26 protein-coding genes are annotated in these 26,396 nt (G+C 39.0%); 5 read left to right on the top strand and 21 right to left on the bottom strand.

Translation table 11 applies throughout. From position 1 onward, the window contains the following. Positions 1-113 precede the first annotated feature (113 nt). The 12 genes from ACFX4E_RS04240 to ACFX4E_RS04185 form a co-directional block, all read right to left on the bottom strand. Positions 114-599 (bottom strand): dihydrofolate reductase, encoded by a 486-nt coding sequence (locus ACFX4E_RS04240; protein ID WP_050691566.1) that lies wholly within the window; start codon positions 597-599, stop codon positions 114-116. Beyond that, positions 596-1,390, bottom strand: a complete 795-nt coding sequence (locus ACFX4E_RS04235) for a thymidylate synthase (RefSeq protein ID WP_013058746.1) — start codon at positions 1,388-1,390, stop codon at positions 596-598. The genes ACFX4E_RS04240 and ACFX4E_RS04235 overlap by 4 nt, the downstream gene beginning before the upstream one ends. Before the next feature lie 434 nt (positions 1,391-1,824). Next, positions 1,825-2,727: a formyltetrahydrofolate deformylase gene (gene purU, locus ACFX4E_RS04230; protein ID WP_028410890.1), complete on the bottom strand. Its 903-nt coding sequence runs from the start codon at positions 2,725-2,727 to the stop codon at positions 1,825-1,827. Between the two features lie 285 nt (positions 2,728-3,012). Continuing rightward, the gene (locus ACFX4E_RS04225) at positions 3,013-4,818 is read right to left on the bottom strand and encodes an IucA/IucC family protein (protein ID WP_377258845.1); all 1,806 of its coding nucleotides are present in this window, start codon (positions 4,816-4,818) and stop codon (positions 3,013-3,015) included. Continuing rightward, complete coding sequence (locus ACFX4E_RS04220) at positions 4,815-5,972, bottom strand: MFS transporter (RefSeq protein WP_098249166.1); 1,158 nt, start codon at positions 5,970-5,972, stop codon at positions 4,815-4,817. Before ACFX4E_RS04220 ends, ACFX4E_RS04225 begins: the two co-directional genes overlap by 4 nt. A gap of 3 nt (positions 5,973-5,975) precedes the next feature. Next, entirely contained in the window at positions 5,976-7,265 is a 1,290-nt protein-coding gene (locus ACFX4E_RS04215; protein WP_377258841.1) for a lysine N(6)-hydroxylase/L-ornithine N(5)-oxygenase family protein, read from the bottom strand. Continuing rightward, complete coding sequence (locus tag ACFX4E_RS04210; protein ID WP_377258838.1) at positions 7,244-7,837, bottom strand: GNAT family N-acetyltransferase; 594 nt, start codon at positions 7,835-7,837, stop codon at positions 7,244-7,246. The genes ACFX4E_RS04215 and ACFX4E_RS04210 overlap by 22 nt, the downstream gene beginning before the upstream one ends. Beyond that, positions 7,834-9,588: an IucA/IucC family protein gene (locus ACFX4E_RS04205; RefSeq protein ID WP_377258835.1), complete on the bottom strand. Its 1,755-nt coding sequence runs from the start codon at positions 9,586-9,588 to the stop codon at positions 7,834-7,836. Before ACFX4E_RS04205 ends, ACFX4E_RS04210 begins: the two co-directional genes overlap by 4 nt. Further along, positions 9,566-11,086, bottom strand: a complete 1,521-nt coding sequence (locus tag ACFX4E_RS04200; protein ID WP_377258832.1) for a pyridoxal phosphate-dependent decarboxylase family protein — start codon at positions 11,084-11,086, stop codon at positions 9,566-9,568. The genes ACFX4E_RS04205 and ACFX4E_RS04200 overlap by 23 nt, the downstream gene beginning before the upstream one ends. Before the next feature lies 1 nt (position 11,087). After that, positions 11,088-12,452: an aspartate aminotransferase family protein gene (locus ACFX4E_RS04195; protein ID WP_377258829.1), complete on the bottom strand. Its 1,365-nt coding sequence runs from the start codon at positions 12,450-12,452 to the stop codon at positions 11,088-11,090. Between the two features lie 262 nt (positions 12,453-12,714). Further along, positions 12,715-13,407, bottom strand: coding sequence for a copper homeostasis protein CutC (locus tag ACFX4E_RS04190; protein ID WP_272766975.1), 693 nt, complete (start codon positions 13,405-13,407; stop codon positions 12,715-12,717). A gap of 251 nt (positions 13,408-13,658) precedes the next feature. Further along, on the bottom strand, positions 13,659-14,414 hold the full coding sequence (locus tag ACFX4E_RS04185) for a polyadenylate binding domain-containing protein (RefSeq protein ID WP_377258826.1): 756 nt from the start codon (positions 14,412-14,414) through the stop codon (positions 13,659-13,661). 165 nt (positions 14,415-14,579) lie between these two features. On the opposite strand from ACFX4E_RS04185, the gene ACFX4E_RS04180 reads away from it, so the two are divergent. Together ACFX4E_RS04180 and ACFX4E_RS04175 are read left to right on the top strand one after the other, a co-directional pair. Next, on the top strand, positions 14,580-16,007 hold the full coding sequence (locus ACFX4E_RS04180) for a cryptochrome/photolyase family protein (protein WP_377258823.1): 1,428 nt from the start codon (positions 14,580-14,582) through the stop codon (positions 16,005-16,007). A 240-nt stretch (positions 16,008-16,247) separates the two neighbouring features. Beyond that, the gene (locus ACFX4E_RS04175; protein ID WP_377258820.1) at positions 16,248-17,453 is read left to right on the top strand and encodes an ATP-binding protein; all 1,206 of its coding nucleotides are present in this window, start codon (positions 16,248-16,250) and stop codon (positions 17,451-17,453) included. Between the two features lie 19 nt (positions 17,454-17,472). On the opposite strand, the gene ACFX4E_RS04170 is transcribed toward ACFX4E_RS04175, so the two are convergent. From ACFX4E_RS04170 to ACFX4E_RS04160, 3 genes are all read right to left on the bottom strand, one after another. Further along, positions 17,473-17,622 (bottom strand): hypothetical protein, encoded by a 150-nt coding sequence (locus ACFX4E_RS04170; RefSeq protein WP_377258817.1) that lies wholly within the window; start codon positions 17,620-17,622, stop codon positions 17,473-17,475. 133 nt (positions 17,623-17,755) lie between these two features. Further along, entirely contained in the window at positions 17,756-18,250 is a 495-nt protein-coding gene (locus ACFX4E_RS04165; protein ID WP_229754531.1) for a metal-dependent hydrolase, read from the bottom strand. A gap of 107 nt (positions 18,251-18,357) precedes the next feature. Then, positions 18,358-18,525 carry a hypothetical protein gene (locus tag ACFX4E_RS04160; RefSeq protein ID WP_013058761.1) on the bottom strand — a complete coding sequence of 56 codons (168 nt, stop codon included), beginning with the start codon at positions 18,523-18,525 and terminating at the stop codon, positions 18,358-18,360. A 122-nt stretch (positions 18,526-18,647) separates the two neighbouring features. Here ACFX4E_RS04160 and ACFX4E_RS04155 point away from each other — a divergent pair, with 122 nt between their 5' ends. After that, entirely contained in the window at positions 18,648-18,890 is a 243-nt protein-coding gene (locus ACFX4E_RS04155) for a hypothetical protein (protein ID WP_028410878.1), read from the top strand. Positions 18,891-18,927: 37 nt separating this feature from the next. On the opposite strand, the gene ACFX4E_RS04150 is transcribed toward ACFX4E_RS04155, so the two are convergent. The 3 genes from ACFX4E_RS04150 to gabT form a co-directional block, all read right to left on the bottom strand. Next, a complete protein-coding gene (locus ACFX4E_RS04150) occupies positions 18,928-20,352 on the bottom strand; it encodes an NAD-dependent succinate-semialdehyde dehydrogenase (RefSeq protein WP_028410877.1) in 1,425 nt (474 codons plus the stop codon). Positions 20,353-20,383: 31 nt separating this feature from the next. Further along, positions 20,384-21,754 (bottom strand): sigma-54 interaction domain-containing protein, encoded by a 1,371-nt coding sequence (locus ACFX4E_RS04145; RefSeq protein WP_028410876.1) that lies wholly within the window; start codon positions 21,752-21,754, stop codon positions 20,384-20,386. Positions 21,755-21,902: 148 nt separating this feature from the next. After that, positions 21,903-23,258 (bottom strand): 4-aminobutyrate--2-oxoglutarate transaminase, encoded by a 1,356-nt coding sequence (gabT, locus tag ACFX4E_RS04140; protein ID WP_014458523.1) that lies wholly within the window; start codon positions 23,256-23,258, stop codon positions 21,903-21,905. A gap of 276 nt (positions 23,259-23,534) precedes the next feature. Between gabT and ACFX4E_RS04135 the strand changes: the two genes are divergently transcribed. Further along, complete coding sequence (locus tag ACFX4E_RS04135; RefSeq protein ID WP_013058765.1) at positions 23,535-23,960, top strand: DUF2621 domain-containing protein; 426 nt, start codon at positions 23,535-23,537, stop codon at positions 23,958-23,960. A gap of 31 nt (positions 23,961-23,991) precedes the next feature. Here ACFX4E_RS04135 and ACFX4E_RS04130 read toward each other — a convergent pair whose 3' ends face one another. The 3 genes from ACFX4E_RS04130 to ACFX4E_RS04120 form a co-directional block, all read right to left on the bottom strand. After that, complete coding sequence (locus ACFX4E_RS04130; protein ID WP_013058766.1) at positions 23,992-24,483, bottom strand: CcdC family protein; 492 nt, start codon at positions 24,481-24,483, stop codon at positions 23,992-23,994. A gap of 104 nt (positions 24,484-24,587) precedes the next feature. Beyond that, entirely contained in the window at positions 24,588-25,145 is a 558-nt protein-coding gene (locus tag ACFX4E_RS04125) for a DUF2179 domain-containing protein (protein WP_013058767.1), read from the bottom strand. Positions 25,146-25,355: 210 nt separating this feature from the next. Further along, complete coding sequence (locus ACFX4E_RS04120; RefSeq protein WP_028410875.1) at positions 25,356-26,063, bottom strand: cytochrome c biogenesis CcdA family protein; 708 nt, start codon at positions 26,061-26,063, stop codon at positions 25,356-25,358. A 139-nt stretch (positions 26,064-26,202) separates the two neighbouring features. Here ACFX4E_RS04120 and ACFX4E_RS04115 point away from each other — a divergent pair, with 139 nt between their 5' ends. Beyond that, the gene (locus ACFX4E_RS04115) at positions 26,203-26,379 is read left to right on the top strand and encodes an aspartyl-phosphate phosphatase Spo0E family protein (protein ID WP_014458520.1); all 177 of its coding nucleotides are present in this window, start codon (positions 26,203-26,205) and stop codon (positions 26,377-26,379) included. Positions 26,380-26,396 lie beyond the last annotated feature (17 nt).

Below are 26,396 nucleotides of genomic sequence, written 5' to 3'. Positions count from 1 at the left end.
ATGAAATCTACCTTCACCCTCATAATGAAAAGATCCGAACGATTCAACGTTCGGATCTTTCTTCAACTAACATACTTTTGTACCAGACTCGCGTTTTTTATAAACAAAAGCCATCAGCTTCGCTCGTATACGGTAAAATAATACGTGTAGGGATTTTTTTCATCTTTAATTCCTTGCTGCTTCGAAATAACTTTCCATTCGCTCAAATCAATCGCAGGAAAATGTGTATCTCCTTCAAAGGATTCTTCAATATGCGTAATATAAAGTCGGTTTGCAACGTCTAATGTTTGCTCATACAGAGTAGCTCCGCCAATCACGAAGAGCTCGTCTTCTTTTTCAGCATCTAATGCTTCTAGTTCCTCAACTGAATGAATAACGGTTGTTCCTTCTTGTTGATAATCTTTTTGACGCGTAAGAACCACATTTTCGCGATTAGGAAGTGGGCGTCCAATTGATTCAAATGTTTTTCTTCCCATTACAATCGTATGACTCGTTGTGATGCGCTTGAAATACTTTAAATCTTCCGGAAGACGCCATGGCAAATCATTTTCTTTACCGATCAGCCTGTTTTGATCCATTGCGACAATGAGGGAAATCATACGCTCACAGCTCCTTTGATGTGAGGATGCGCATTATAGTCTACTAACTCAAAGTCTTCAAATTTAAAGTCAAAAATTGACTTTACGTCTGGATTGATTTTCATTTTTGGCAAAGCATGAGGCTCACGCGTTAACTGCAGGTTTACTTGTTCAATGTGATTGCTGTAAATATGCGCATCGCCAAACGTATGAACAAAATCACCTGGCTCTAAATCACACACTTGTGCCACCATCATTGTAAGCAGCGCATATGAAGCAATATTAAACGGTACGCCTAGGAAAATATCAGCTGAGCGCTGATACAATTGACAAGACAATTTGCCGTCCGCTACGTAAAACTGAAATAAGCAGTGACACGGCGGTAAAGCCATATTGTCTACATCAGACACATTCCAGGCGCTTACCATTAAGCGGCGAGAATCAGGGTTGTTTTTAATTTGATTGATAACATTTGTAATTTGATCAATTTTTTCTCCGTCCGGAGTTGGCCATGAACGCCACTGATGACCATACACAGGGCCAAGTTCCCCGTTTTCATCCGCCCATTCATTCCAAATGCGCACGCCGTTATCTTGTAAATACTTAACGTTTGTATCTCCTTGTAAAAACCAAAGCAGTTCATGAATAATTGATTTCAAATGAAGTTTTTTTGTCGTTAATACCGGGAAACCTTCTTGTAAATTAAAACGCATTTGATAGCCAAATGTGCTAATTGTACCTGTTCCTGTCCGATCTTCTTTTTTTGTTCCATTTGCTAACACATGCTCGCAAAGTTCAAGATATTGTTTCACTTCCGACACTTCCTTTATTAAAAAGTCCTTTTCTATTGTATAAGTGTTCACGAGCTAAGTAAACAACTAAATCTCAGCTCATGCAGAAAAGTTTTTTATCATTTAGATACGCGATTTCCCCGAAAAAAACGAGAATGAGACCTAACAAAATCAATTAAATAATCGCGTATAAATCGCTTATGACACGGCGGTTGATCTCCGTGCAAGGCTGGCGGCCGATGAGCCTCCTCGTCGCTTACACTTGAGGGGTCTCATCTGTTCCGCTTTTCTCGCAGGAGTCCCTCCAATCAACCGCTAGAAGCAACTAAACAGATGAAATCTACGTTTACCATGACCATAAAAAAATCCGAACGAATTTCATTCTCTTTCAAGAATCTCGATTCATCGTTCGGATCTTCCTTCGGCTAAACTACTTTTTAATAGCCTAGTCTTTGTTAATTAAATACAATTGTGCGGTTTTCATGCACTAAAATGCGGTCTTCTAAATGCCATTTCACAGCACGTGCGAGCACCGTACGTTCAATTAAGCGGCCTTTTTTCTTTAAGTCATCCGCATCATCACGGTGGTTCACGCGTTCAATATCTTGTTCAATAATTGGTCCTTCATCCAAGTCGTCCGTTACATAGTGAGACGTAGCACCAATTAACTTTACACCTCGTTGATATGCGCGTTCATATGGACGTGCTCCAATGAATGCCGGTAAGAATGAATGGTGAATATTAATGATACGATACGGATTTTCAGCCACAAAAGTCGGCGTTAAAATTTGCATATAACGCGCCAAAATAATCACGTCAATATTATAATCTTTTAATATCTGCAGCTGTTTGGCTTCTGCTTCTTGGCGAATGTCTTTTGTCGCCGGTATATGCTTAAACGGTATACCAAATGATTCAACCACTTCGCGCGCATCTTCGTGATTGCTCACAACGACCGCGATGTCTGTCATCAAATCTCCGCTTTCCCATGCCCACAGCAGCTCTAGTAGACAATGAGGCTCTTTTGACACAAAAATAGCTGTTTTTTTCAAATTATGAGCATATGTAAACTGCCAGTTCATTGAAAATGTATCGGCAATTTTTTTGAAGCTTTCTTCTAGTTTTGTTTCTTTAGCTAATAAATCCTCACATTCAAATTCGAAACGGATAAAAAACATACCCCCTTCGTGGTTCGTTGAATGTTGACTTGATTCTACAATATTTGCACTGTGCTCATGTAAAAACGTAGACACAGCGGCTACAATACCCGGTTTGTCCGGACAGCTAATTAGCAGCCGACCTCGATTTTTATATTTCTCTTTATATGAAGTTAAATGTTTTTGAATATGCGATTTCATGTAATTCCCTCTCTTTTTTTAAATATACAGACAATTGTACCATTATCCTTGTAGCGATGCGACATTGAAATAGTGCTTTGACAAAAGAAAGCCGAAACGTTGGCCTCGGCTTGTGTATTTGTTGTTCTAACATCTACTACATCAAATCGTTCATTCACTCACTTTTATATTCTACACATACATAAAATGAGTGTTTCCTAAAGTGCTGCAGCTCATCCCCTTCGTTTCCTGCTTTTGAATTAACCATAAAAAAGCCGCTAGCACAATACCAGCGGCTTTTCCTTATTATTGCACAGCTTTTTCACTCACTTCATGCAAGGCATTTCGTACCTTGCCATATTCGCTTGCGTGAGGACGATCTCCGTCATCTTCGTATCCGTAATCAAACATTCGATTTCGATTTAACGTTAATTTCGTAATGGTCGGACGTAATAAATCAAACAGTTCAAATCGTTTTTTCAAATGTGGAAATGATGCTTGATAATGTAAAATTTCTGCTCGTACACTTTTCCAAAAGTCCGCTTCTTCTACGCCTTCATGCTCTTCTAAAATAGTTGCTAAATAGCGGAAGTGACAAACAAATAACCCTGTTAAAATAAACTGCGTCAGTCCTTCCGGTTCTTCGCTGCGCAGCACTTCTTTTAATTCAAAAGATAGCTGCTGCAGTTCTTCAAACGGCTGATCGCTAATATTCACGTCATCTACAAAATCTTTCATAATAATTCGAACGGGCTTGTTATGTTTGAGCACTAATACCGTATTTTGACCGTGCGGGGAAAATACAGTACCGTATTGATACAAGTAATGAAGAAGCGGCGGCAACACAGCGCTGGTTAACGCATCGATCCACTCGGCAGGAGTTAAGCCCGACTTTCCTATATACGACGAAACTAAAGCTTTCCCTTTACTGTCAACATGTAAAAGCGCAGCTAGCGTAATCGCATGCTCTCCTTCTTCTAACTCTTGATAGATGCTTTCACGCCAAACGACTCCCAGCATTTCTAAATACTGATAAGGCGCGTTTTTAATAGAAGCAAACGTTGGCTGAGTTACGTTTAACGTAGCCACTTCACCTAAAAGTCCTACTTTGCACGTATCTTTTAAAAACGCATCGCGATCTCGTATGCCTTTTATGTGCTTAGTTACTTGAGGAGCAATTACCGTCCGCTCACTTGGAAGGCCTCTGTACACAAGCGTATTTAATATACTCATGGGAAGCTTTACATGATATTTATCTCGATTTGTTGTATTCAAAAATGTACGAATCGACTGCTGAGGCAAGTATTGATCTTCACCTTCTCCTAACGGAACAATTAAGTTATTTGCAATGTATTCAGCGAATAAAGGAACAATCACGTTCATCCACTGCCATTCATGGACGGGAATATAGTAATAGTCGGCTGCTAAAAGGTCTTGGCTTGTTAATTCTTTTTCGAATTCAGCTAGCTTCTCACCGCTTAGCTCCTGCTTCATAACATCATCAAAGCCGAGGGTATCTAATGAATGAAACGAAGCAATTTGCTTCGCTACAGCAATCCATGAAAGCTGAATTTTTTGTTTTTGCTCAGGTGCAAACCGCAGATAATCATCATAGCCAAATCCGATGCGGCCTTTGTTATATGTAATCCAAGGATGTCCCATCATTTCACCTTCTAGCTCTGCATAATCCATATCTGCTAATTCATCAGCTGATTTTCGTTTTTGCAAATGCACGTCTGCTATTAATGTATGAAAATATTCTTTTGCTAAGTGGCCTGCGGTTGAGCTAGACATTCCTTTGTCTTCAGATAGGCTAATTAACAGCTGCAAGGCCTCAGAAAATGTAGGGGTTGACGTTTTAGATGTCAGCTTAATACTTTCTGGCAGTACGGAAAAACTGTCAAACAATCGCTGTTTCGCTTGATATGTATACGTAACACCCCGGTGGTCTTCCCACTGGTAGGTGGAAATCTCCCCCTGCTTTTGCAGTTCCTTCGGTGCGATAATATGTTCATACATAAATTCCTGCAGCATTTTAGCTAAAAGCTGTCGATTTGCTTTTTCCCATGATTGCTTATTAAATACGGAAAGATTCGTTTGTTTGATTTTCATCCTTCATTCTCCTTTACTTGTCTTAGAATAGGGATTGTTTTATTACGCAGCGGCATTACAGCGCTAGCAGCTAGCAAAGCAGCGGCACCAGCTGCCAAAGGAAGCGCCAAATTCACTTTGCTGATTTCTAGTGCTAAAAGCGGTGCAATCAGCAGGGCAATATTTTGAACAGCAATAAGCCAGCTGTAATAGTAAGCAGCTCCTTCTTTGCTTTTTTGAAATAAATAGATATCAAGTATAACCATGCTGAGATAAAATCCGGCTCCATATAAAATTCGACTTATAATAAACATGCTGAGATGATCGGCATATGCTTGCAAACATAGCAGTAAAGCACTAGCACCCGTTACGCCATAAAAAAGCGGTATAACTTTGCCATTAAATAGCTTTGTAGGTACCGTAAGCTTTAAGATGATCGCCATAATGCTCGGCATCACATATAACAAAGCGCTGCCTTGACTGCTCATGCCATATGTGTCACTTGTAAACAATGTAAAATAAGGGCGAATGACATTGTGTCCAAGGTGAAAAAAGAAAATAGCCAGCAAATAGAAAAAAATAGGCTCGTTTATACTTTGAATGTATGCTGGTGTTTTTTCTTTTTTTAAAGATGAAGCTTTTCTTGTTATAAGCCATAAGGCCAGTACCATATCAGCTAAAGCAAAGTACTGATATACTTTAAGCGGCATTTCCCAAGCAATAATTGTACTTCCAAACAAGCTAGCGACAATAATAGCCGTATGAACAATAAATACATAGGTTGTTGCAGCACTTGCCTTTTTCTGTCCATTTTTCATGCCGCCTACTAAATATGGGTACAAAAGATATAAACTGCTTTGAAACACAAGTAATACTAACGAAGCGGCTAAAAATCCATAAAAAGTAGAAACTTCGCTCAGAATGACTTTAATTAAGGCTGTCATTAGAAGTGACGCTACGGTTATATGTTTTACTTTCCACTTCTTAAGCAACATTCCCCATAAAGGAGTCATAACAATGACCACAATCCGGCAGCAAATAATAAAAAAAGACGTCATTGCAACTCCATCTACATGGAAAGCATTTGTAAAATATTGTGGATAAAATGGTGATAATAACACTTCCGACGTCATGGTCATAAACAAACAGATAAAAACAAAGCGCGGAGAAATCATCTCTTAAAATCCAAACTTTTGGAAGACAGTATTTTTATATATTTTGTACACGTTTTCACCTGCAATTTGATTAATCAAGACAGCATTTCGATAAGCGCCTAAACCTAAGTCTGGTGCTCCAACCCCGTGTGTATGAAGCTCTCCGTTTTGAACAAATAGCGGAGCGCCTTTTTTCTTCATCTCAACTTGATAGGATTCGCTAATTTTCAGCTGTCCTTTTTCATCGAATAGCAAATGTTCTTTTAAACCTTCCATAAAAGCAGGCTCTTTTGCATGATAGCCAGTAGCCATAATGACAATTTTACTTTCTTCTTTTTCAAACGAGTCCTGCTCGTATTGGTGAAGAGTAAGAAGATGTGTGTCGTTTGTCTTTTCAACGCCTGCAAGTTCCGTAAGCGCGCGCATTGTTAGCGGCACTTCTTTCCCGCCAATCGTTCGTTCGTAAATCAACTCATAAATATCACCGATCGTTTCAAAGCTTATTCCTTTATACAGAAGAGCTTGATTTTGTAAAACGCTCTCTTTTTTCTCTTGAGGCAATCTATAAAAATAGCGGGTATAATCCGGTGAAAAATGTTCAAGGCCAAGCTTTGAATACTCCATCGGATAAAACCCTTTTGAGCGCGTATACCAATTTAGCTTGTAATCAAATTCAGGCTGCTGTTGAAGTAAGTCATAGACAATTTCAGCTGCGCTTTGACCCGAGCCAATTACGGTTATACTTTTAGCCTTCAGCGTTTGTTCACGATTCATTTTATAATGAGCGGAGTGATAGAACGTATCGCTGGCTACTGATTGAAAGTCTCTTGGCACTACGGGCTGTGTACCTACTCCGGTTACAAGATGATAGCTGTAATAGGTATGAAGCTTCCCTTCTTTTTCAACTATTACTTCGTAGTATGGTTTAGCATCTTCATAAATTTTGACTTCTTTTACTGTGCTGTTAAATTCAAGCCCGCTCAGCTGGCTTGCTACCCAGCGGCAATAGTGATTGTATTCGTTTCTTGGGATATGAAACTTCTCAAAGAAATAAAACTGATATAAGCGCTCATGCTCATGCAAATAATTTAAGAACGTGTATGGACTTTTCGGATCCACCATCGTGACCACGTCTGCCATAAACGGAACTTGAAGAGTTGTCCCTTCTAAAAGCATTCCTGGATGCCAATTAAACTCATTTTTTTGTTCAAAACATTTATATGTACAATCTGTTTTATCAATTAAAGCTGCTAATCCTAAATTAAATGGACCAACTCCTACTCCAATTACGTCTAAAATGTCCCGTTGTTCCATTCGCTCCACCTTCTTTCAAATACTTTTCTTTCACATTTCAGCAGTACGCCTGTTTTATCAGGAAGCGACACTTCTTTCATAAATTGAAACCCGCATTTTTTAAATACTGCAATCATCTTTTCATTACGTATATCTGGTTCCGCTATTACTTTAGCAGTATCTGCTACCTCGAACTTGTGCTTTAGTAAACTAAGAAGGAGCGGATAAATATAGCCTTTTCCTAAAAAATCAGGTTCTCCAATTAATAAATGAATCCCTTGATCTCCTTTTTCATAAGGGTAATAGTTACTGATAATATCGCCTTCAACCGTATAAGATTCCCAATAGCTCATAGGTACACCGTCAATTTCTCCAATTAGCAGTTTTTGATGGGAATCAGCGAGAAATGTTTTTAAATGCTGCTCATACGCCTGTTTTGAAATATTTAAATTCCAATACGGAATAACAGGGGGTTCATGCATCCACTTGTACAGCCGTTCGAAATCTTTTGCAAAAGAAACAGAGCGAAAGGTGATGCTCTGCTCCTTTTGCTGAATCATAAAAGGATACTGCGTTTGTAATGCCGATTTCATACCCGTACACCTGCAGATTCGTACAGAGGATTTTCAACATTTACATAAACAGACTGCGTTTCAAGAGAGCCTACCAGCTCATCCATATCATGAACGCGCGTTAAGAAATTGGCTTTGCAAGGAAGCACTTTCTCTTCTAACATCGATGAAACAAGCCCCGTATGATCTTTTTCTGTGTACATCTCGATTTCTTGTCGCAGAATCAATAGTAGATCTGACTCTTGAACGAGGCCAGCTGCACCAAAAGCATTAACTAATCCTAAAATATGATTAAATAATACGTAATAACGAAATCTTTCTTCTGCTACAGCGTCATCACATACCGTATCGCTTTCTCCGTTTAAGGAAGGAAGCAGCTTGCGGAGCTCTTGTTCCTTTGATTTCATAAAGTAATAGCCTTGGTTGTCACGGTAGTAAAACATCGATGGATATCCGTGTTCATCAAGTTTAATAACGGAATTTTGCTGATGAGCTTCCAGCGCAATTCCTTTTTGAGTGTAAAGCCACATCATAGGATGAAAAGAAACATCTAAATAGCGTTTAAACCAGCGCTTGCTTATGTCTTCATTCGTGCTATTTTCATTTGAAACAATATGATTAATAATATTTTCAATTTGAGAAGCTTTCCCAAACACATGGTCTTGACACAAACTTGCTAAGAGCGTTGTACGGTTCCCATGCTCACCTTGAAAAGGGTTGCTTCGAACCATGACTTCAAACCCAAGCTCCTTTGTTCCAAGCGTGATGTAAGCAGGGTCTTCAATCACTTGAAAAGCCGGATGATTTTCTTGAAGCTCAGCCTGTAATCCCTTTTGCAATAAACGACTCACTTCTACACCTCTACTTAATTCTTTACGTTTATTCACTCTCAGTGAATTCGTAATCTTCACCGGAATAGAAAATTTGTACATTACATCTGCATCTTCACTGTATACGGTTCGAACAGACGAAGTCGGATAAAACGGCTGACCATGTGGCCCTAGATAAGCAAGCCTGCCTTTTTGAATCCATTCACACACTTCTTCTTTTCCTAAAAGATAACGAGCTTGCAGCGGATGCATAGGTATAAGTGAATAGTCGTCCGCTTGGCAATGCGACTGTATGAATTCTTCAGAAACCTTCTTATCTTTTTTCAACTGCTCTTTAATAAGCTGTGATGTGGTTTGACTCCCGGCGGACTGTTCTGCAACAAGCGATTTATGTGCTTTAAAATAATGAAGCTGAAATTTGCCGTTCACTTCAGGCCCAAACACCTCTTCTTCTTCAGGTAATATCCCTTGACGGCTTTTAGGTGTCGGATGCAGCTGGTGGCCAATAAGCAATGACTGCTCAGATTCTAAGAACGTTTTGTCCCATTTATAGCACGTTTCTAACTCTTTCTGTCTTTTTTCAATGAACAATTTCATATTTTCATAGCTTAGTAGCACACGTACAATTAGCTCATTTACCTGTAGTAAATGATCTGTTACTTCTTTTAAAAGAAAGGCCAAAAGAGTGACCACATCTAACTCCTTAAGCTCCTCTTTCTGAATGCGATAATAAAAGACCGGAAAGAACAAGTGACGTCCGGTAGCTGAGCGGTACTTTACCGGAAAGTAAAGAGTTACCGGCTGTTTTTCTAGTCTAAGAACGAGCGTTTCCTCACTTTTTATTTCTGAAACGGACTGCCATACTCCCTTACCTGTTTCTCGAATATAGCAATTAATAATATTTTGCATCGTAATAAAATTAGCCGATAACTGAGCGTTCACGTAATCGTTCCTCCTTTTTCTCCAACTCTTTTCCTAAAGCCACGACTTCCTCTAACTGAGTGGCAACAGAATCAACTGTAATCATAGGATTTAACATCGTTAGCTTTAAATATGCCTGCTCTTTATGCTTTGTTTTTGCCATGATAAAAGTGCCTTTTTCATATAAGTGCTGCTGAATACGCTGATTCAACTTATTTTCATAATGCTGCTGTTTTTGACAATCATCATATAAAGTATCTGGTACATAGCGAAATACAACCGCGTTCAGATAAGGATCATTTAACACCGCAATATTCCCTTGCTTTCGTAAATGTTCAGCTGTTTGCTTAGCCGTTTCAATCGTATGATCAACCATTTTTCCATACTCATTTGTACCTACTGCACGGAAAGTCAGCCATAGCTTCAAGGCGTCAAATCGTTTGGTCGTTTGAATACTGCGATCTACCAAATGTACATGCTCATCTTCTTCAGGATTTAGATAATCGGCATGAAGCTGAATGTGTTTGAACATAGCTGAATTCTTCAGCAAAAATGCCCCGCAGCTTACCGGCTGATAAAACCACTTATGAAAATCCATCGTAATAGAATCTGCTCGTTCAAGAGCTTTTAAGCGTTTACGATATTTATGTGAAAACAGCAGCGCTCCTCCATAAGCGGCGTCAGCATGAAGCCAAAGCCCTTCTTTTTTAGCTAATTCACTTATTTCAAAAAGAGGGTCTACGCTTCCAAAATCCGTCGTACCTGCCGTTGCTACAACAGCAAAAGGAAGGTTTCCCTGTGCTTTGACTTCCCGTATTGCTTCTTCTAAATTTTCTATATCCATCTCGTGCCTTTCATTGCACTTTACACTCACCACTGCATTCATGCCCAGCCCAAGCTGAGCTGCAGATTGCTGCACCGTAAAGTGGGCTTTTTCCGAGCAGAAAATCCGCAGTTTTTTAGCTTGGAGCGGTAAACCTTCTTCACTAACATCAATTGAAAATGCAGCATGACAATACTCATTACGAGCAAGCAGAAGTCCCATATAATTCGACTGAGTCCCTCCGCTTGTAAAAGCGCCGGAAGCAGAGCTTGGATAACCAATTTGTTGTGTTAATTCATCAATCACTTGATCTTCTATATACGTAGCTGCCGGACTTTGATCCCACGAGTCCATAGATTGATTCAAAGCAGAAATCATCACTTCCGCAGCAAGGGCCGGTATAATCGGAGGACAATGCAAGTGTGCCATTGCCCCGGGATGCGAAATATGAAGCGAATGATCCATCACTACGGCTTGTACGTCATCAAACAGATCTTCTAGCGGCTGTTCGTGTTCGCTAAAATAGACCGAGCGATTGACTAAGTTCGATAGTTCGTGAATGTCTATGTGAGTATAAGGGGCTTTTAGTGTATGGTAGTGACGTTTAATCATCTCTGTCATTCCGCCTATCATCGCTTCATAATTCTCGAGGCTTTCTTTGGATGATGATAAAAACCACTTTTCAAACGGCGCCATTTTATTTATTCACCCACTTCTCTTCTGCTGCTTTTATCGCTTCTTCAAATCTCGTTAACACTTCATCGGTTTGTTGTTTCGTTAAAATTAATGGAGGAAGCAGACGAATAACAGCACCATGTCTTCCGCCCACTTCTAAAATGACGCCTCTGTCGAAACATTCTTTTTGAATCAGCTTAGCTAACTCACCGTTTGCAGGATGACTGCCGATTTTATTAACCGGCTTTGTTGCGTCTATGATTTCAACGCCCAGCATTAAACCTCTTCCGCGTACATCGCCAATTGAGAATACTTGCTTTTGAATATGTTTTAGCTGACTCTGAATATAAGCTCCTAATTCATGAGCATGTGCAGGTAAGTTTCCTTGTTTTATAAATTGCAGAGTGGCTTGTCCTGTAGCCATCGCAAGCTGATTTCCTCTAAAGGTGCCGATATGTGCACCCGCTTCCCATTGATCCAGCCTTTTATCGTACAGAACGACTGATAAAGGAAGGCTGCCTCCAATTGCTTTAGATAGTACTAATACATCCGGTTCAATATCAGCGTGCTCAAATGCATACAGCTTTCCTGTTCGTCCAATTCCAGTTTGAACTTCATCTACAATAAGCGGAATGTTTCGTTCTTTTGTGATTCTGCGAAGCTCTTTTAACCATGGAATCGGCGCCGGAACAGAGCCTCCTTCTCCTTGTACAATTTCTACTACAACACCCGCCGGAGTAACAATTCCGCTTTCAGGATCATCCAGCATATTTTCAATGTATGTACTAATGTACGTGTGACCTTCAGCACCTACCCCAAACGGGCAGCGGTATTCATATGGATAAGGTAGAAAATGTGTATCGGGTACTAGCGCATGAATGTGTTTTTTGGGACTCGTTGTACCGCTGATGCTTAACGTTCCGTGCGTGGAGCCGTGATATCCCCCTTGAAAAGATAAAATCGTTCGGTTGCCTGTTGCTGTTTTTACAAGCTTCAAAGCCGCTTCAATCGCGTCTCCTCCAGTTGGACCGCAAAATTGGATTTTCGCTTTATTTGCAAAGTTTTCTGGTAAACTAGCGAATACTTCATCGATAAAAGCTTCTTTCACAGGCGTTGTTAAATCTAATGTATGTAAAGGAATAGATTTTGCTAAAACGTCTTGAATTGCTTCATGAACTACGGGATGGTTATGACCTAGAGCAAGTGTACCGGCTCCGGCTAAACAATCAATATACTCTTTTCCATCCATATCCGTAATCACAGCGCCTTTTGCTTGTTTAATTGCAATAGGAAGGCGTCTAGGATAAGACCTTGCATTGGATTCACGTTCATTTTGCATAGCAAGCAGCATTTCGTTTGATGTAAGTTGTTTCGTTGACGTTGACATATCATATCCTCCTGTTTTTTCAATTGATAATGATTTTCATTAACAATTACAACAATAAATGATAATGATTATCACTGTCAATGATTATTCTGAAAATATGAAATTATTCCTACTTCACTCTAAAGTTGGGAAAACACAGCATTTCTCTTATGTATCAAGGATTCAAAGGTTTTTATGATGTTTTCCAATTAGGGAAAACTATGTAATAAGTCCCTTTCTATTTCCAAATAAAAAAGTGCTACAATTTCTTGTAGCACTTCTGTTACTTTTGCTTATTCATCGTTTCTTTTGCAGCTTTTACACTCCTTGGGTCAAGCGGTTTCGTATATTGACAATTCACTCGAACCCCTGAACCAATACGAATTTCTTTCACGGGAGTAACGGATAAGAACGCTTGAAGATTTTCAGGTTTCAGCCCTTTTGTCCCGATTAAAATGATATCTTTATCTTTCATTCTTCGTAACAGTTTTTTAATATGAGGAATACCGTTTAGTGCACTTTTATCCGCTCCTGAAGTCATGACACGCTGAATTTGCTTATAGCTTAAAAGCGTTTCAAGCGCCTTTTCTTGATCACTGATTTCATCAAATGCCAAGTGGAACGTTACATTCATTTCTCCTGCCGCATCCAGCAGTCGCCTTAAAGCTTGCTCATCAATAATTTTGTCTTCCGTTAAACAGCCAATTTCAATTCCATCAATGCCAATTTCTCTTGCATAGTGAATATCTTCAATCATTGTTTGCAAATCGTCTTCATCATATTGAAAAGATTGATTATGTGGACGAATCATCACAAATATTGGAATATGTATCGTTTCTTTCACTTTTTTCATCAAACCGTAGCTTGGGGTTAAGCCGCCTTCACCGATTCCAGTTACAAGGCTTATACGATCGGCACCATGTTCCTGGGCAACTTTAGCATCATGTAAGGTTGCAGCTGTGACTTCTAATATCATTCTAAAAACACCCTTTCCCCTTTAATATAGAGCTTTTGCCTTCTTTTCCCTGTATTTATACTTAAAAAACTCTACCAAACTCTCTTATGTAAGAAAACACCCAAAAGATGTGATTAATATTTTCAAAAAATTGAATGTCATGGAAAAAGAGTAAGAACTATTCTTTTTCTCATGACGTTTCAATTAATAAAATTCTATATTTATACTAAAGATTCAAAAATACATCCCTTTTATCTAGGGTAAAGGGTTTATTAAAAAGAACGTGGATTTGGTTGTTGCATGAACATCCAATCATTTAAAGAATGAGGCGGCTGGTGACCAACCGGTGCTGAGAAATCGCGGCATCCGCAATCATGCATCGGCATCTGACCCATTCCCCCGTGCATTGGCGCCATTCCACCTTGCATCGGCATTTGACCCATTCCTCCGTACATTGGCGCCATTCCACCTTGCATCGGCATTTGACCCATTCCTCCGTGCATTGGCGCCATTCCACCTTGCATCGGCATTTGACCCATTCCCCCGTGCATTGGCGCCATTCCACCTTGCATCGGCATTTGGCACATTCCTCCGTGCATTGGCGGCATCCCTCCGTGCATCGGCATTTGACCCATTCCTCCATGCATCGGCATTCCATCTTGCATCGGCATTTGACCCATTCCTCCATGCATTGGCGGCATTCCTCCGTGCATCGGCATTTGACCCATTCCTTCATGCATTGGCGGTAGCTCTCCGTACATTGGCATTTGATTCATTTCTTTTTGCATCGACGACATTCCGCCTTGCATTGGCATTTGATTCATTCCTCCATGCATCGAAGGCATTGCATCTTTCATCGGCGGCATTTCTCCGTGCATTGGCATTTGATTTGCGCCTTCTTGCACCGGCATTGCCTGCATTTCTTTTGCAGAAGGCATAGGCGGCATTTTAGCAGGTTTAGGTGCTGCTTGCATATATGGATTGGATATCGGTTGTCCGGTTTGTTTCATTCCATACGAATTTCTCATTTTTAAGGGCTCCTTCCCATTCTCTTACTCTGTTTACGTTATTCTTTTTACCATCAATCTGAAATTCGTCCATAAGAAAATAGGCCTTCTACACATTCAAAATTGTAGAACGTATAAGAAAAAAGCTATAATCGAGGCAAATTGCAGATAGAAAGGTGGCACATGATGAATAAAACCATTATCGTATGGATTCGAAAAGATTTTCGGCTGGTTGATAACCCAGCTCTATTTCAAGCAGCTAAAGAAGGAATGGTTGTACCTGTTTATATCCATGACGACTATGAAGAAAGCTCAATGGGAAGTGCAAGTAAATGGTGGCTTCACCATGCGCTGAATGACTTTAAAACCTCGATCGAAAAAATAAAAGGAACGCTGATTGTACAAAAAGGAAACCCTAAAGATGTGTTGCAAAAATTACTCCATGAAACAAATGCACAAGATATTTATTGGAATAGACGCTATGAACCACATGCGCTAAAAAGAGATAAAGAGCTTCAAGCTTTTTTTTCAAAGCAACAAATAAATATTCGCACATTTGAGGGATTTCTCCTTCATGAACCTTGCAAAATCACAAAAGAAAATGGAGATCCTTATAAAGTATTTACAGCTTATTATAAAGCTTCTCAAAAACATTCCGTATCTTCTTCTGTAAAAAAAGTTACTTCCATACAGGCCTCCTCTAAACCGGTTGAATCCCTTTCAGTCTCAGATCTCGATTTGCTTCCAAGCATACCGTGGGATGAAACGATTAAGTCGACGTGGGAAGCTACGGAAAAAGGCGCTATTGATGTCTTCAAAACGTTTTTAAAGAATAAGATGCTTCATTATGAAAAAGGACGAGATTTTCCTGCTGAAGCATTAAATTCGTTTCTATCTCCTTATTTTGCTACAGGACAGCTCTCAGCTCGAGTCCTTTATCATTATTTGAGAACTAAAGCTGAAAAAGTGGGTTCCGATGCTTTTGAACAGCAAGCTGAAATGTTTATTCGTCAACTTATATGGAGAGATTTTGCTTATCAGCTGCTTTATCATTTCCCGCACACTATAAGTGAACCGCTTAATGAAAAATTCAAGCAATTTCAGTGGGCTGAGGGCAATGAAGAGCTTCAAGCTTGGAAAAATGGAAAAACCGGCTATCCCCTTGTCGATGCCGGAATGCGGGAACTGTGGGAAACAGGGTTTATGCACAATCGAGTTCGAATGGTAGCTGCTTCCTTTTTAGTAAAGCACCTTTTAATTCATTGGAAACACGGAGCCAATTGGTTTTTTGATACCTTAGTAGACGCAGATTTAGCTAATAACACAATGGGCTGGCAGTGGGTTGCAGGCTCAGGAGCAGACGCCGCGCCATATTTTCGTATTTTTAATCCAATTACTCAATCAGAAAAATTTGATAAAGAAGGAGAATATATTAAAAAGTGGCTTCCAGAGCTTAAGGATATTCCTTCTTCTTATATTCATAAACCTTGGGAGGCCCCAGCAGACGTATTAGAAAAAGCAAACGTTACACTTAATAAAACATACCCGACTCCAATTGTCGATCATAAAGCAGCTAGAGAGCGAGCGCTAGAGCATTATCAGCATATCAAATAAGAGGTAAATCACGCCTCTTATTTGATGTGCTGAATTTTTTAAACGTGTAAAAAATTCCCTTTCTCATCTATTTACAACTAAAAACATGTATTTGAAATCTTTTTATAGGGTTTTCAAGCCCTATTCCCCTCCATATAGCACATTTGATTTTTCATATTTTTTCCTATAATTTGAATATATAATAATGATTATATATGCTTGAGAACTCTCTCATTGCATAGATCTGATTGGAGTGATTCGATGCCCGTTTGTCCTTCTTGTAACTATAAGGAAGATTATAATTTTTGCAGAATGTGCGGCACTAAAGTTCGGCACACCTTCACGAACCAAGAAGATCAGCTTTTTTATCCATTAAAAGATCGAATCATTACGGATGATAATGAACCAAAGCATCAAGCTATTTTATCTCATACCCATGATTTAGTATGTGCTATTACTGAAGATGGCATTTATGAATACGCTTCTCCTTCTTACGCTAAAACGTTAGGCGTTTATCCTGATGAGCTTATTGGACAACATGTGCTTATCAATGCGTATCCCGAAGATAAACACATAATCTCGACTATTTTAGCTAACATGAGCAAAACAAAAGATGCTTCCACATTTGAATATCGAAAGTTTCACGTGAACGGCACCATCGTTTTATTAGAATGTAAAGGCGCTCCAATTATTACATCCACCGGAGAAATCGAAGGATTTGTATTTGTCTCACGAGACGTAACAGAAAAAAGACAAGCAGAGAAAAAGATCCGAAATTCAGAAAAACTTTCTGTCATTGGTCACCTTGCTGCAAGTATCGCACACGAGGTTAGAAATCCTTTAACAACCATTAAAGGGTTTATACAACTGTTCAGTGAGACACAGCAGCCGAAAAAAACAATGATTTATCGAGATCTCATTCAGCATGAACTTTCACAAATTGAACATATCATCTCAGAGTTTATGAGTTTAGCTAAACAAGAGTACGTATATACAGACAACCTTGTTATTACCGACTTGTTAGATGAGGTATTAAAACAATTTGAACCGGCTACTGGAGTCAAAAACATCCACATCATTCGTCATTATCCAAAAGAACATCCCCTGCTCGTTAGTGGACAAAAAACACAGCTAACCCAAGTATTTATTCATGTTATACAAAATGCCATTGATTCGATGGAAAGCGGCGGCAAGCTGGCGGTATCGATTGAAAAATCAGCGAGAGAAACGCTGTGTATTGTGATAAAAGACAATGGATGTGGAATTGATTCAAAGCGTATCCCTCATATAGGAGAGCCTTTTTATACAACAAAAGAACGAGGAATAGGCCTAGGACTAACAATTTGCAACAAAATTATTAACGAACATAATGGTTTTTTTCATGTAGCCAGTGAAAAAAATGACGGCACAAGTATTACCATTACCCTTCCTATAAAAACGACTGAACTTTACGTAGTGGAAGTCTAAAACAAATTAGATAAATGCTCTAGTATAAATGGCTTTTTACACCACTGTTGATACCCGTACAAGGCTTCGCTTTCAGCGGGCTGCCATGAGCCTTCTCGCCGCTAGGCTCCTGCGGGGTCTCATCTAGTCTGCTTTTCCCGCAGGAGTCTTCGCCTTGCCCTCCAATCAACCGCTAGAAGCAACTAAACAGATAAGACCTACGTTCACCATTCCAATAAAAAACGAACCACCGATCAAATATTTTGATCAATGGTTCGTCATTCACCTCAGCTAACATACTGTTGTCTCAGCCTCTTCTTCCTTTAAAACAGCTGAGTGTACAGCTGATACTTATAAAGCATATAGAAACTTCCTATTACTGCCAGGTAAAAGATGAGCGTCTCTGCTCCGCTACCTGTTTCATATGTTAAAGGAGGCTTAAACTTCTTCTTGCTAAGAGGTGAGAAAAAAGGTACCCCTCGTTTAGAAAAGAAATCTCCAAGAATATGAAAAGCGTATCCATAGGCTATTCCTAATGTAAAGTCGTTGTCATACATCGTATGTAAATAAAAAATAAGTCCGCTTGCAAGAATAGAATGCGTAATACCTCGGTGTCCAAAAATAGATTTAATTATTTTTGCGAGACCAAGAGATCTTCTACCAATATATGAATTTGGTTCATCAATATCAGGAAGCAGTGCTCCAATCGCGATGCCTACAACATAAGGAAATGTAAACGAAGCGTCTCCTGTTATAGCCACGCCGGCACCGGCAGCAATCGATGTTGCAATATGTGTGTGATATCTCAAATATGCCACCTTCTTTCTTTTTCAACTTAAGGCAAGCACTGTGAACAAAATCACACATATGTTCGCCCAACGTTAACTATAAGTGAAGGTGGTAAAAATGTCAAAATAATCTATGATTACGTAAACTGCAGACCGACTAACCCAATAAGCATCACAAGAAAACTAATAAGAGTACCCTTTCCATTTTTCTTTGCTCTTCCATCTTTTTTGACAATAGAATAAATCCACGTACTCGAATACACAGCGAATCCAAGAAAACCAAATAACGTGATATATGTAAACATACCGAAACTCCTTTGCTTGTCATTACTATTAACTATACGAGATTTTATAAAAAAAACAAAGTAGTATGACGGCTTGTTTAATATCTCTTTCTTTTTCTTATACTAGGAAGAGGAGGGATGGTATGCAACAGAAGCAGTTGGAAGATATATTCGACTTCTATGGGTTAAGTGAGGTTTATCGCGGCAATTTTGAGGATGTTGAACACCACTGGTTATTTAAAGACGTTGAGGCAACTATACTTGAAGATTTTTTTAACTCTCACGATTGCGAAGATCTTGAATGCTGTACTCTAGAAGAATTTTGTTTTTTATTCATGAATTTTCAATCAATCCATGCACAAATTCCCCACGTGTACTATTATTAAAAAAAGTGATTTCGCAGGAAAGCGAAATCACTTTTTGTTAAAAGCCTAAAGAAATATATTTTACTTCTAAATATTCTTCAATTCCGTAATGTCCGCCTTCACGTCCAAGTCCACTTTCTTTAAAGCCGCCAAACGGCGCTTGTGGTGTAGAAGGTAGTCCATCATTTAGTCCTACAATACCATATTCTAAAGCTTCAGCAATACGAATAGCTTCTGAAATATTTTCAGTAAACACGTAAGCTGCTAATCCATAAGGCGAGTTATTTGCACGGCGAATAACTTCTTCTTCTGTTTGATACGTCGCAATTGGAGCAATTGGCCCGAATGTTTCTTCATACATACAAAGCATATCGTCCGTTGCACCATCTACAACCGTAGGCTCAACAAAAAGTCCGCTTCCTTCTTCGCGTACAGCCCCTCCAGTTAAGACGTTTCCTCCTTTTGCTACAACATCATCTAAGTGGCGCTTTACTTTTTCTAACGCTTTTTCATCGATTAGAGGTCCGATATCCGTACCTTCTTCTAAGCCGTTTCCGACTTTCAGCTGACTAACAGCCGCTGCAAACTGCTCTGCGAACGGTTTAGCAACAGATTCGTGCACGTAGATGCGGTTTGTACATACGCATGTTTGACCAGCGTTACGGAATTTAGAAGCAATTGCATTTGTTACTGCTTTATCTAAATCAGCATTTGCTGTTACGATAAACGGAGCGTGTCCGCCTAATTCTAAAGACACTTTTTTTACCGTATCAGCTGCTCCGCGCATTAGCAGTTTACCTACTTCTGTAGAGCCCGTAAACGATAGTTTACGTACGCGTCCATCTTGAAGCCACGCTTCTCCAATCGCTTTTGCATCTCCCGTAACTACATTAATTACGCCTTTTGGAATACCCGCTTCCTGTGCCAGCTCTGCTAGTCGAAGAGCCGTTAGTGGCGTTTGTTCTGCCGGTTTAATAACCGCTGTACATCCAGCTGCTAAAGCTGGCGCTACTTTACGCGTAATCATAGCTGCTGGGAAGTTCCAAGGTGTAATAGCTGCCATGACTCCCACAGGCTGCTTATGAGCAAATAATCGTTTATTAGGAGAAGAAGCTGGGATTGTTTCTCCGTAAATGCGTTTTCCTTCTTCTGCGTACCATGAAACGAATCCGTTGGCATAGCCAATTTCACCTTTTGCTTCTTTAAGAGGCTTGCCTTGCTCGACTGTCATTATTTCAGCAAGTTCATCGGTGTGTTCTTCGATCAGCTGATGCCATTTAAATAATAATTTACCGCGCTCTTCTGCTGTTTTTTTAGACCATGTTTGAAACGCTTCATAGGCAGCATCTGCTGCTAGCTTCGCTTCTTTTTCTCCACCTTTTGCAACAGTAGCCACTACTTCATTTGTTGCTGGATTTACCACTTCGTATGTATCATTTGCTGAAACAAATTCTCCGTTAATATATAAGTTTGCTTGCTTCATATTTCTTCACTCCCTGCTTAAATTTATCTACTCACTGTTCTGTGCTGTCCGAAACGTACTTTCGAATTTTACGACTCGCTTGTGATTGGCTAATACCAAGCTGTTCCGCTACTTTGTAAGACGACCTATGTTGTTCAAACGCCTTTATGACCATCTCTTTTTCCACATGTTCAATCATTTCAGGAAGCGTATGGACAGGTGGATCGATAGCAAACTCTTTTGCAAAAGGCAAATCTTTAAGCGTAATCATTTCTTCCCCTGTAACAACCAGACGCTCAATGATATTTTCCACTTCACGAACGTTTCCTTTCCATTCTTGTCCTAAAAACGCATCTAACGCCTTTGGTGATAAACGTACATTACGTTCGTATACTGTATTAAAATGGTGAAGAAACTGATAGACAAGCGGCAGAATATCTTCTTTTCGCTCTCGTAAAGGAGGAATGGTAATCGGCACTACGTTCAGCCGATAATACAAATCACGTCTAAACTTTCCTTCTTCCACCATTTGTTCTAGATTTTGATTCGTAGCAGCAATGATTCGTACGTCTATTGATACTGCTCTTGTTGAGCCCACAGGACGAATTGTACGGTCTTGCAGCACGTGGAGCAACTTACTTTGTGCTGAAAGAGAAAGTTCACCAATCTCATCTAGAAAAAGCGTGCCTTCGTTGGAAAGCTCAATGATCCCTTTTTTGCCTTCTCGAAATGCTCCAGTGAACGTGCCGCCTTCATAGCCAAATAGCTCTGATTCAATAAGCTGTTCAGGTAGCGCTGCACAGTTAAGTTCATGATACGGCTGCTGTTTTCTTGTACTAAGCTGGTGAAGCAGTTTTGCTACTCTGCTTTTTCCTACTCCTGTTTCTCCAAGTAAAAGAACGGTTGTATTTACAGAAGCAACTCGTTGAATGGTTGAAAAAACTTTTTTCATCGCTTCGCTTTTTGTCACGATGCCTTCTAAATCGACGGCTTCGTTTAACTCTTTTTTATAGTTTTCAAGCTGTTCTTCCATCTCTTCTACTTTTCGTTTTAATTCCATCAAGTCTGTGAGATCTCGTGAATAGCTAATAACGCTTTTTAAATGACCGTCGTTTGTAAATACCGGCCTTGTCCGCACATGAAGATACCTGCCGGAGTTTGTTTTTTGAACCAATTCAATCGCTTGATTGGATTCAATCACTTTTAACGTGGCCGAAGGATAAAAAATACCCATTTCCTGCAGTTCTTTTACGTGCTTTCCAATAAAATCTTCCACTTTCAAAGCATAGTTTTTTTCACACTCTGAATTTACAACTAACACATATCCATTCGCATCAGTTACAAAGATTTCATCAAATGATGACTCAAATATATCGTAAAGTTCGTCGTTAATTTGCTGAATATGCTTTTTATGAATGGTCATTTGAATCACCTTTTCGTCAAAAAATAATTATTATTTTATTTTATCAGAAAATGAAAAATCTATAAATAGAGTGTCCAAACATACCCATTCTTTGTGATTCATGAAGAATGAGTGAAGAGCCCTCTCTTCACTCATGCCTCAATTTCTCTTATACTTCAACCGTTTGCTGCACGCTTGCTTCTAGTGCTGCTTCAAAAATAGCTAAGCCTTCTTCCAGCTGCTCATCCGTAATAACAATTGGCATTAAGATACGAAGAACGTTTCCAAATACTCCTGCGCTAAGCAGTAATAATCCACGCTTGTTTGCTTCTTTTACGATACGCTGTGTAAGCTCCTTGTCCGCTTCTTTTGTCTCACGATCTTTTACAAGCTCGATAGCAGACATAGCACCTAATCCGCGAATATCACCGATACAGTCATATTTTTCTGCTAGTTTTTCAAATCGTGATGTTACTACTTTTCCAAGGTACTCACCGCGTTCGTTTAGCTTTTCTTCTTCAATGATATCAAGTACAGCTAAGGCTGCTTCACATCCAAGAGGACTTCCGCAGTACGTTCCGCCAAGCTCACCAGGATTAGATTCATCCATGATTTCAGCACGGCCAATGACACCGCTGATTGGTACGCCAGCTCCTAGTGATTTTGATACCGTAATTAAATCAGGCTCAACGTCAAAATGTTCAATACCGAAGTAGCGGCCCGTACGTGCAAATCCTGCTTGAATTTCATCTGATACAAATAAAATTCCGTGCTCTTTACATAATTGATACACTTCTTGCACAAAACGTTTACCTGGAACGATGAAGCCACCTTCACCTTGAATCGGCTCCATTACAACAGCTGCAATCGTTTCCGGTGCTACTTCTGTATTTAAGAAGTTTTTAAATTCTGTAATCATGAAATCTTCGTATGCTTCAACTGATAATCCTTGTGGACGGCGATACTCATAAGGATATGGAGCTTTGTATACTTCAGGAGCAAACGGTCCAAATTCATATTTATATGGTTTTACTTTACTTGTCATTGTCATTGTCATTAATGTACGGCCATGGAAACCGCGGTTAAAGGAAATAATTCCTTGACGCTTTGTATATTTACGAGCAATTTTCACTGCGTTTTCTACAGCTTCTGCTCCGCTATTTAAAAGTAAGACCTTCTTGTCAAATTCACCAGGCGCAATTGCTGCTAATCTTTCTGCAAGCTCTACGTATGACTCATACATCATTACGTTAAATCCTGTGTGAATAAAACGGTCTACTTGTTTGTGAAGCGCTTCTTTTACTTTTGGATGACTGTGTCCTACATTGATTGTGCCAATTGCGCCTACGAAATCAATAAACGTATTGCCATCGACATCTTTAACGATCGCCCCTTCAGCCGTATCAGCAAATGTCGGAATGCCATAACTTACACCTTTCGGAATGGCACGGTGTCTTCTATCTAATAATTGCTTTGCATTTTCTCCCGGTAAATTTGTTGCTACTTTGCTAAAAGTTTGACTCATTTTTTATCTTCCTCTCATATTAAATAATTCTTCAATTAGTTTATATGCAAAAAACGTGCCAACTTTTAAAAAGCTGAAAAATAAGCATTTTTAGACAATTCTAACGATAATTCACTCATTAATGAGTCTATATAAACTTATTGATGAGTCAAAAAAGACTTTCCTCTCGCACAAAGTACAGGAATTTTATATTGCCATAAAAGGAACAAGGCTTTTATAATAAATGTATAAATATAGTAATGTCAGGATTGACCTCTTTATAAAGGAGTGAAAAATATGCTAGAGGGCTGGTTTTTATGGGTTATTTTATTTTGGGTAGTCTTTTTAATGAGCATGTTTGCTATCGGCGGATTTTTTATGTTCAGGAAGTTTTTAAAGCGCTTACCAAAAGAAGACGGCATGTCTGAGCTTGATTGGCAAGATCACTATCTTTCCAAAACCGTCCACCTTTGGTCAGCTGATCAAAAGCAGCTATTAAACGTTCTTGTTGAACCAGTACCTGAACTGTTTCGCGATGTAGCCAAACAAAAAATCGCGGGGAAAATTGGGGAACTCGCAATTGAGGAACAAGCAGCCTCTATAACGGAAGACTTAATCGTACGTGGATACATTTTAGCTACGCCTAAACGTGATCATAAATTTTTATTAAAAACATTAAAAAAACAAAAAATAGATGCCGTCCCCTATCAGCATTTATTTTAAATCAAAAAAGGTGGCTGCGTAGCCACCTTTTTTAGTTTAATATTGTTGTATTAGCAAGACGATCATTATGCAGCTTTCGTTCGAGCTTTTTGTACGATGTGTACATCGCAATGCGCCAAGGTACAATCATACCAAATGCTAAAATCCAGAACATACCGCCAAGCTGGCCAACATCTATTGAAGAACTTAAATATATTTTCATTGCAATTCGAATAATAAGCAAACCAATAATAATGAATGCAAAAGCTTTTGAACGCTTCAAGTAAATATGATCGTCACGAATTTCAAATTTAGACGTTTTAATTAACAGGATTGAGAAAATCATGCCTGCTATTAACGCCTCAAGCAGTTCTGCACCCGTTACTCGAAACATTGGAAAAATAAACATTAACGCTCCCGTACTCATAAAAAAAGGCGGAAGTATAATTTTTTTTGCATTCGTTGGTTTATCAGCAGCTTTCATTCGAACAACTAATATGAAAGAAGCCATAAAAATTGCGACAAGTGTTGAAGCAATAACCAATGAAATCCTTCCTTTACTATAGTTTAGTGTTTACTTATATTATAATCCAAAAAACATCAGAAGTAAAAGTGCAACAAAAAAACAGAAGAGGATCTCTTCTGTTTTTATTTAGTAGAGGTGATATCTGCTTTTGCTTTTTGTTTTTGTTTTTGCTTTTTCATTGCTTTTAGTAAGAACCCGCCTTTAAATTTACGCGGCTCGTATGAAATAATGAAAGCACGAGGCTCATATTCTTCAATGAATGCTAATAGCTCTTCTTCTCTACTTCTTTTTGTTAAAATGTCTAATCTATAGCGTGCACTGTCTCTTCCTTCTCCTTGGTAAACAGTAACACCAAAACCTTCCTGTCGAAGGCGGTTAATCAACTCTTCATTTTTGGTCATAAGGTTAACTAAGAATGTTGTATATCCGATAGCAAGCCTAGATTCGATATAACTTCCAAGGATAATTCCCACTCCAAACCCAACTGCATATACAACCATAGCAAGCGTGCTTTGATCTCCTGAAAATACAAGAGATAAGCCGAATACATAAATTAACGCTTCAACAAATCCAAAAACCGAGGCATACATACTCATACCTTTGACTAAAAAAATTGTGCGCAGCGTCAAGATCGGTACATAGATCAGTTGCAAAAGCAAGATTAACAAAATATCTTTCAATTTATACACCTCTTTTTAACAATTAAAAATATGACGATTTCATTGTATCACTCCGTATTTATAGAAGATATAGTAAAAATAAATTTTTTCTATATATTTTTTCACCCCATATTCTTGTATATTTCCTAAGAGCGAAAGTAACTATTTTGTCTTTTGAAAAATAAAAAGAATCTGCCAATTCTCAGATTCTTTTTGTATCATTTTCCCTTTTTAAAAGCCCGTAAACCCTCCAAATACGCTCGTTGTATAAATAATAATTTTTGTCATCCAGTCAAAATACAAAATAAATCCCATGCCAATCATTGCGTATCCGCCAACTTTCATCATGGAATTCATATGTTTTTTTAACCAGTTCATTTTCCCAATAAAAAACGTCATGATAAAAAATGGAATAGAAAATCCAAGTGAATAAGCTATCATATACAAAAGGCCAGAGCCTGGGTTTGTCGCTGCAAGCGCCATAACCGATACTAAAATAGGGCCCGTGCACGGAGTCCAGCCCGCAGCAAACGCCATGCCTATGAAAGAAGAACCTAAGAGACCAGCCGGCTTATTTGCGAATCTAAGCTTATGTTCTTGCATAAGAATGCGAGGCTTAAAAATCCCTAGTACAACTAGACCAAAGAAAATAATAAGAATAGCGCCAATCTGCCGGATTAAATCCTTATAGTTAAAAAACCACTGACCAATAAAAGACGTCGCAAAACCAATCATAATAAAAATGACAGAAAACCCAAGCAAAAAGAAAGCTGTGTGAATAAAAGCTTTTCGCTGATGTGACTTAGCGCCTTCCTTTAGCTCGCTAACTGATACTCCCGTTATGTACGATAAAAAAGCTGGGTACAAAGGCAAACAGCAAGGTGAAATAAACGATAAAAAACCTGCGCCAAATGCCAAAAACAAATTTAAATCTCCCACATTTCACACTTCCCTTTTTTGTTCTTTTTGTTCTTTTTCGTTACCATTTTGTAACCAAATTGTCTTATCTCACTTCTTTCAAATAGTACCATTATCTTGTATAATTAGGTAAACGACTTGTTAGAAGGGATACATAGCATTGGCCAAAAAAGATATTCTATTAGCGATTGAAAAGAAACGAGAAGAACTCATCCGCATAGTCCGAGTAAGTGGATTAAACTCTCCACCTGCTATTAAACATAGTCAAGAATTAGATCATTTATTAAACGTTTACAATGAATTCCCTGCTCAAACGACAGAAACAACCTCTCCATGAAGGTTGTTTCTTTTTTT

The sequence above is a fragment of the Priestia sp. YIM B13491 genome, from assembly GCF_042787605.1.
GTDB lineage: Bacteria > Bacillota > Bacilli > Bacillales > Bacillaceae_H > Priestia > Priestia megaterium_E.
Note: the sequence above shows the minus strand (reverse complement) of the source record. Positions and strands in the feature narration are given on the sequence as shown.

Excerpts from the sequence above, each read along its gene's own strand:
- ACFX4E_RS04190 (WP_272766975.1), bottom strand. The coding sequence starts at position 13,407 with ATGATATTAGAAGTCACAGCTGCAACCTTACATGATGCTAAAGTTGCC.
- ACFX4E_RS04135 (WP_013058765.1), top strand. The coding sequence starts at position 23,535 with ATGCTAGAGGGCTGGTTTTTATGGGTTATTTTATTTTGGGTAGTCTTT.
- ACFX4E_RS04195 (WP_377258829.1), bottom strand. The coding sequence starts at position 12,452 with ATGTCAACGTCAACGAAACAACTTACATCAAACGAAATGCTGCTTGCT.
- ACFX4E_RS04150 (WP_028410877.1), bottom strand. The coding sequence starts at position 20,352 with ATGAAGCAAGCAAACTTATATATTAACGGAGAATTTGTTTCAGCAAAT.
- ACFX4E_RS04175 (WP_377258820.1), top strand. The coding sequence starts at position 16,248 with ATGCCCGTTTGTCCTTCTTGTAACTATAAGGAAGATTATAATTTTTGC.
- ACFX4E_RS04215 (WP_377258841.1), bottom strand. The coding sequence starts at position 7,265 with ATGGAACAACGGGACATTTTAGACGTAATTGGAGTAGGAGTTGGTCCA.
- ACFX4E_RS04240 (WP_050691566.1), bottom strand. The coding sequence starts at position 599 with ATGATTTCCCTCATTGTCGCAATGGATCAAAACAGGCTGATCGGTAAA.
- ACFX4E_RS04210 (WP_377258838.1), bottom strand. The coding sequence starts at position 7,837 with ATGAAATCGGCATTACAAACGCAGTATCCTTTTATGATTCAGCAAAAG.
- ACFX4E_RS04155 (WP_028410878.1), top strand. The coding sequence starts at position 18,648 with ATGCAACAGAAGCAGTTGGAAGATATATTCGACTTCTATGGGTTAAGT.
- ACFX4E_RS04200 (WP_377258832.1), bottom strand. The coding sequence starts at position 11,086 with ATGGCGCCGTTTGAAAAGTGGTTTTTATCATCATCCAAAGAAAGCCTC.
- ACFX4E_RS04185 (WP_377258826.1), bottom strand. The coding sequence starts at position 14,414 with ATGAGAAATTCGTATGGAATGAAACAAACCGGACAACCGATATCCAAT.
- ACFX4E_RS04160 (WP_013058761.1), bottom strand. The coding sequence starts at position 18,525 with ATGTTTACATATATCACGTTATTTGGTTTTCTTGGATTCGCTGTGTAT.
- ACFX4E_RS04225 (WP_377258845.1), bottom strand. The coding sequence starts at position 4,818 with ATGAAAATCAAACAAACGAATCTTTCCGTATTTAATAAGCAATCATGG.
- ACFX4E_RS04180 (WP_377258823.1), top strand. The coding sequence starts at position 14,580 with ATGAATAAAACCATTATCGTATGGATTCGAAAAGATTTTCGGCTGGTT.
- ACFX4E_RS04220 (WP_098249166.1), bottom strand. The coding sequence starts at position 5,972 with ATGATTTCTCCGCGCTTTGTTTTTATCTGTTTGTTTATGACCATGACG.
- purU (WP_028410890.1), bottom strand. The coding sequence starts at position 2,727 with ATGAAATCGCATATTCAAAAACATTTAACTTCATATAAAGAGAAATAT.
- ACFX4E_RS04145 (WP_028410876.1), bottom strand. The coding sequence starts at position 21,754 with ATGACCATTCATAAAAAGCATATTCAGCAAATTAACGACGAACTTTAC.
- gabT (WP_014458523.1), bottom strand. The coding sequence starts at position 23,258 with ATGAGTCAAACTTTTAGCAAAGTAGCAACAAATTTACCGGGAGAAAAT.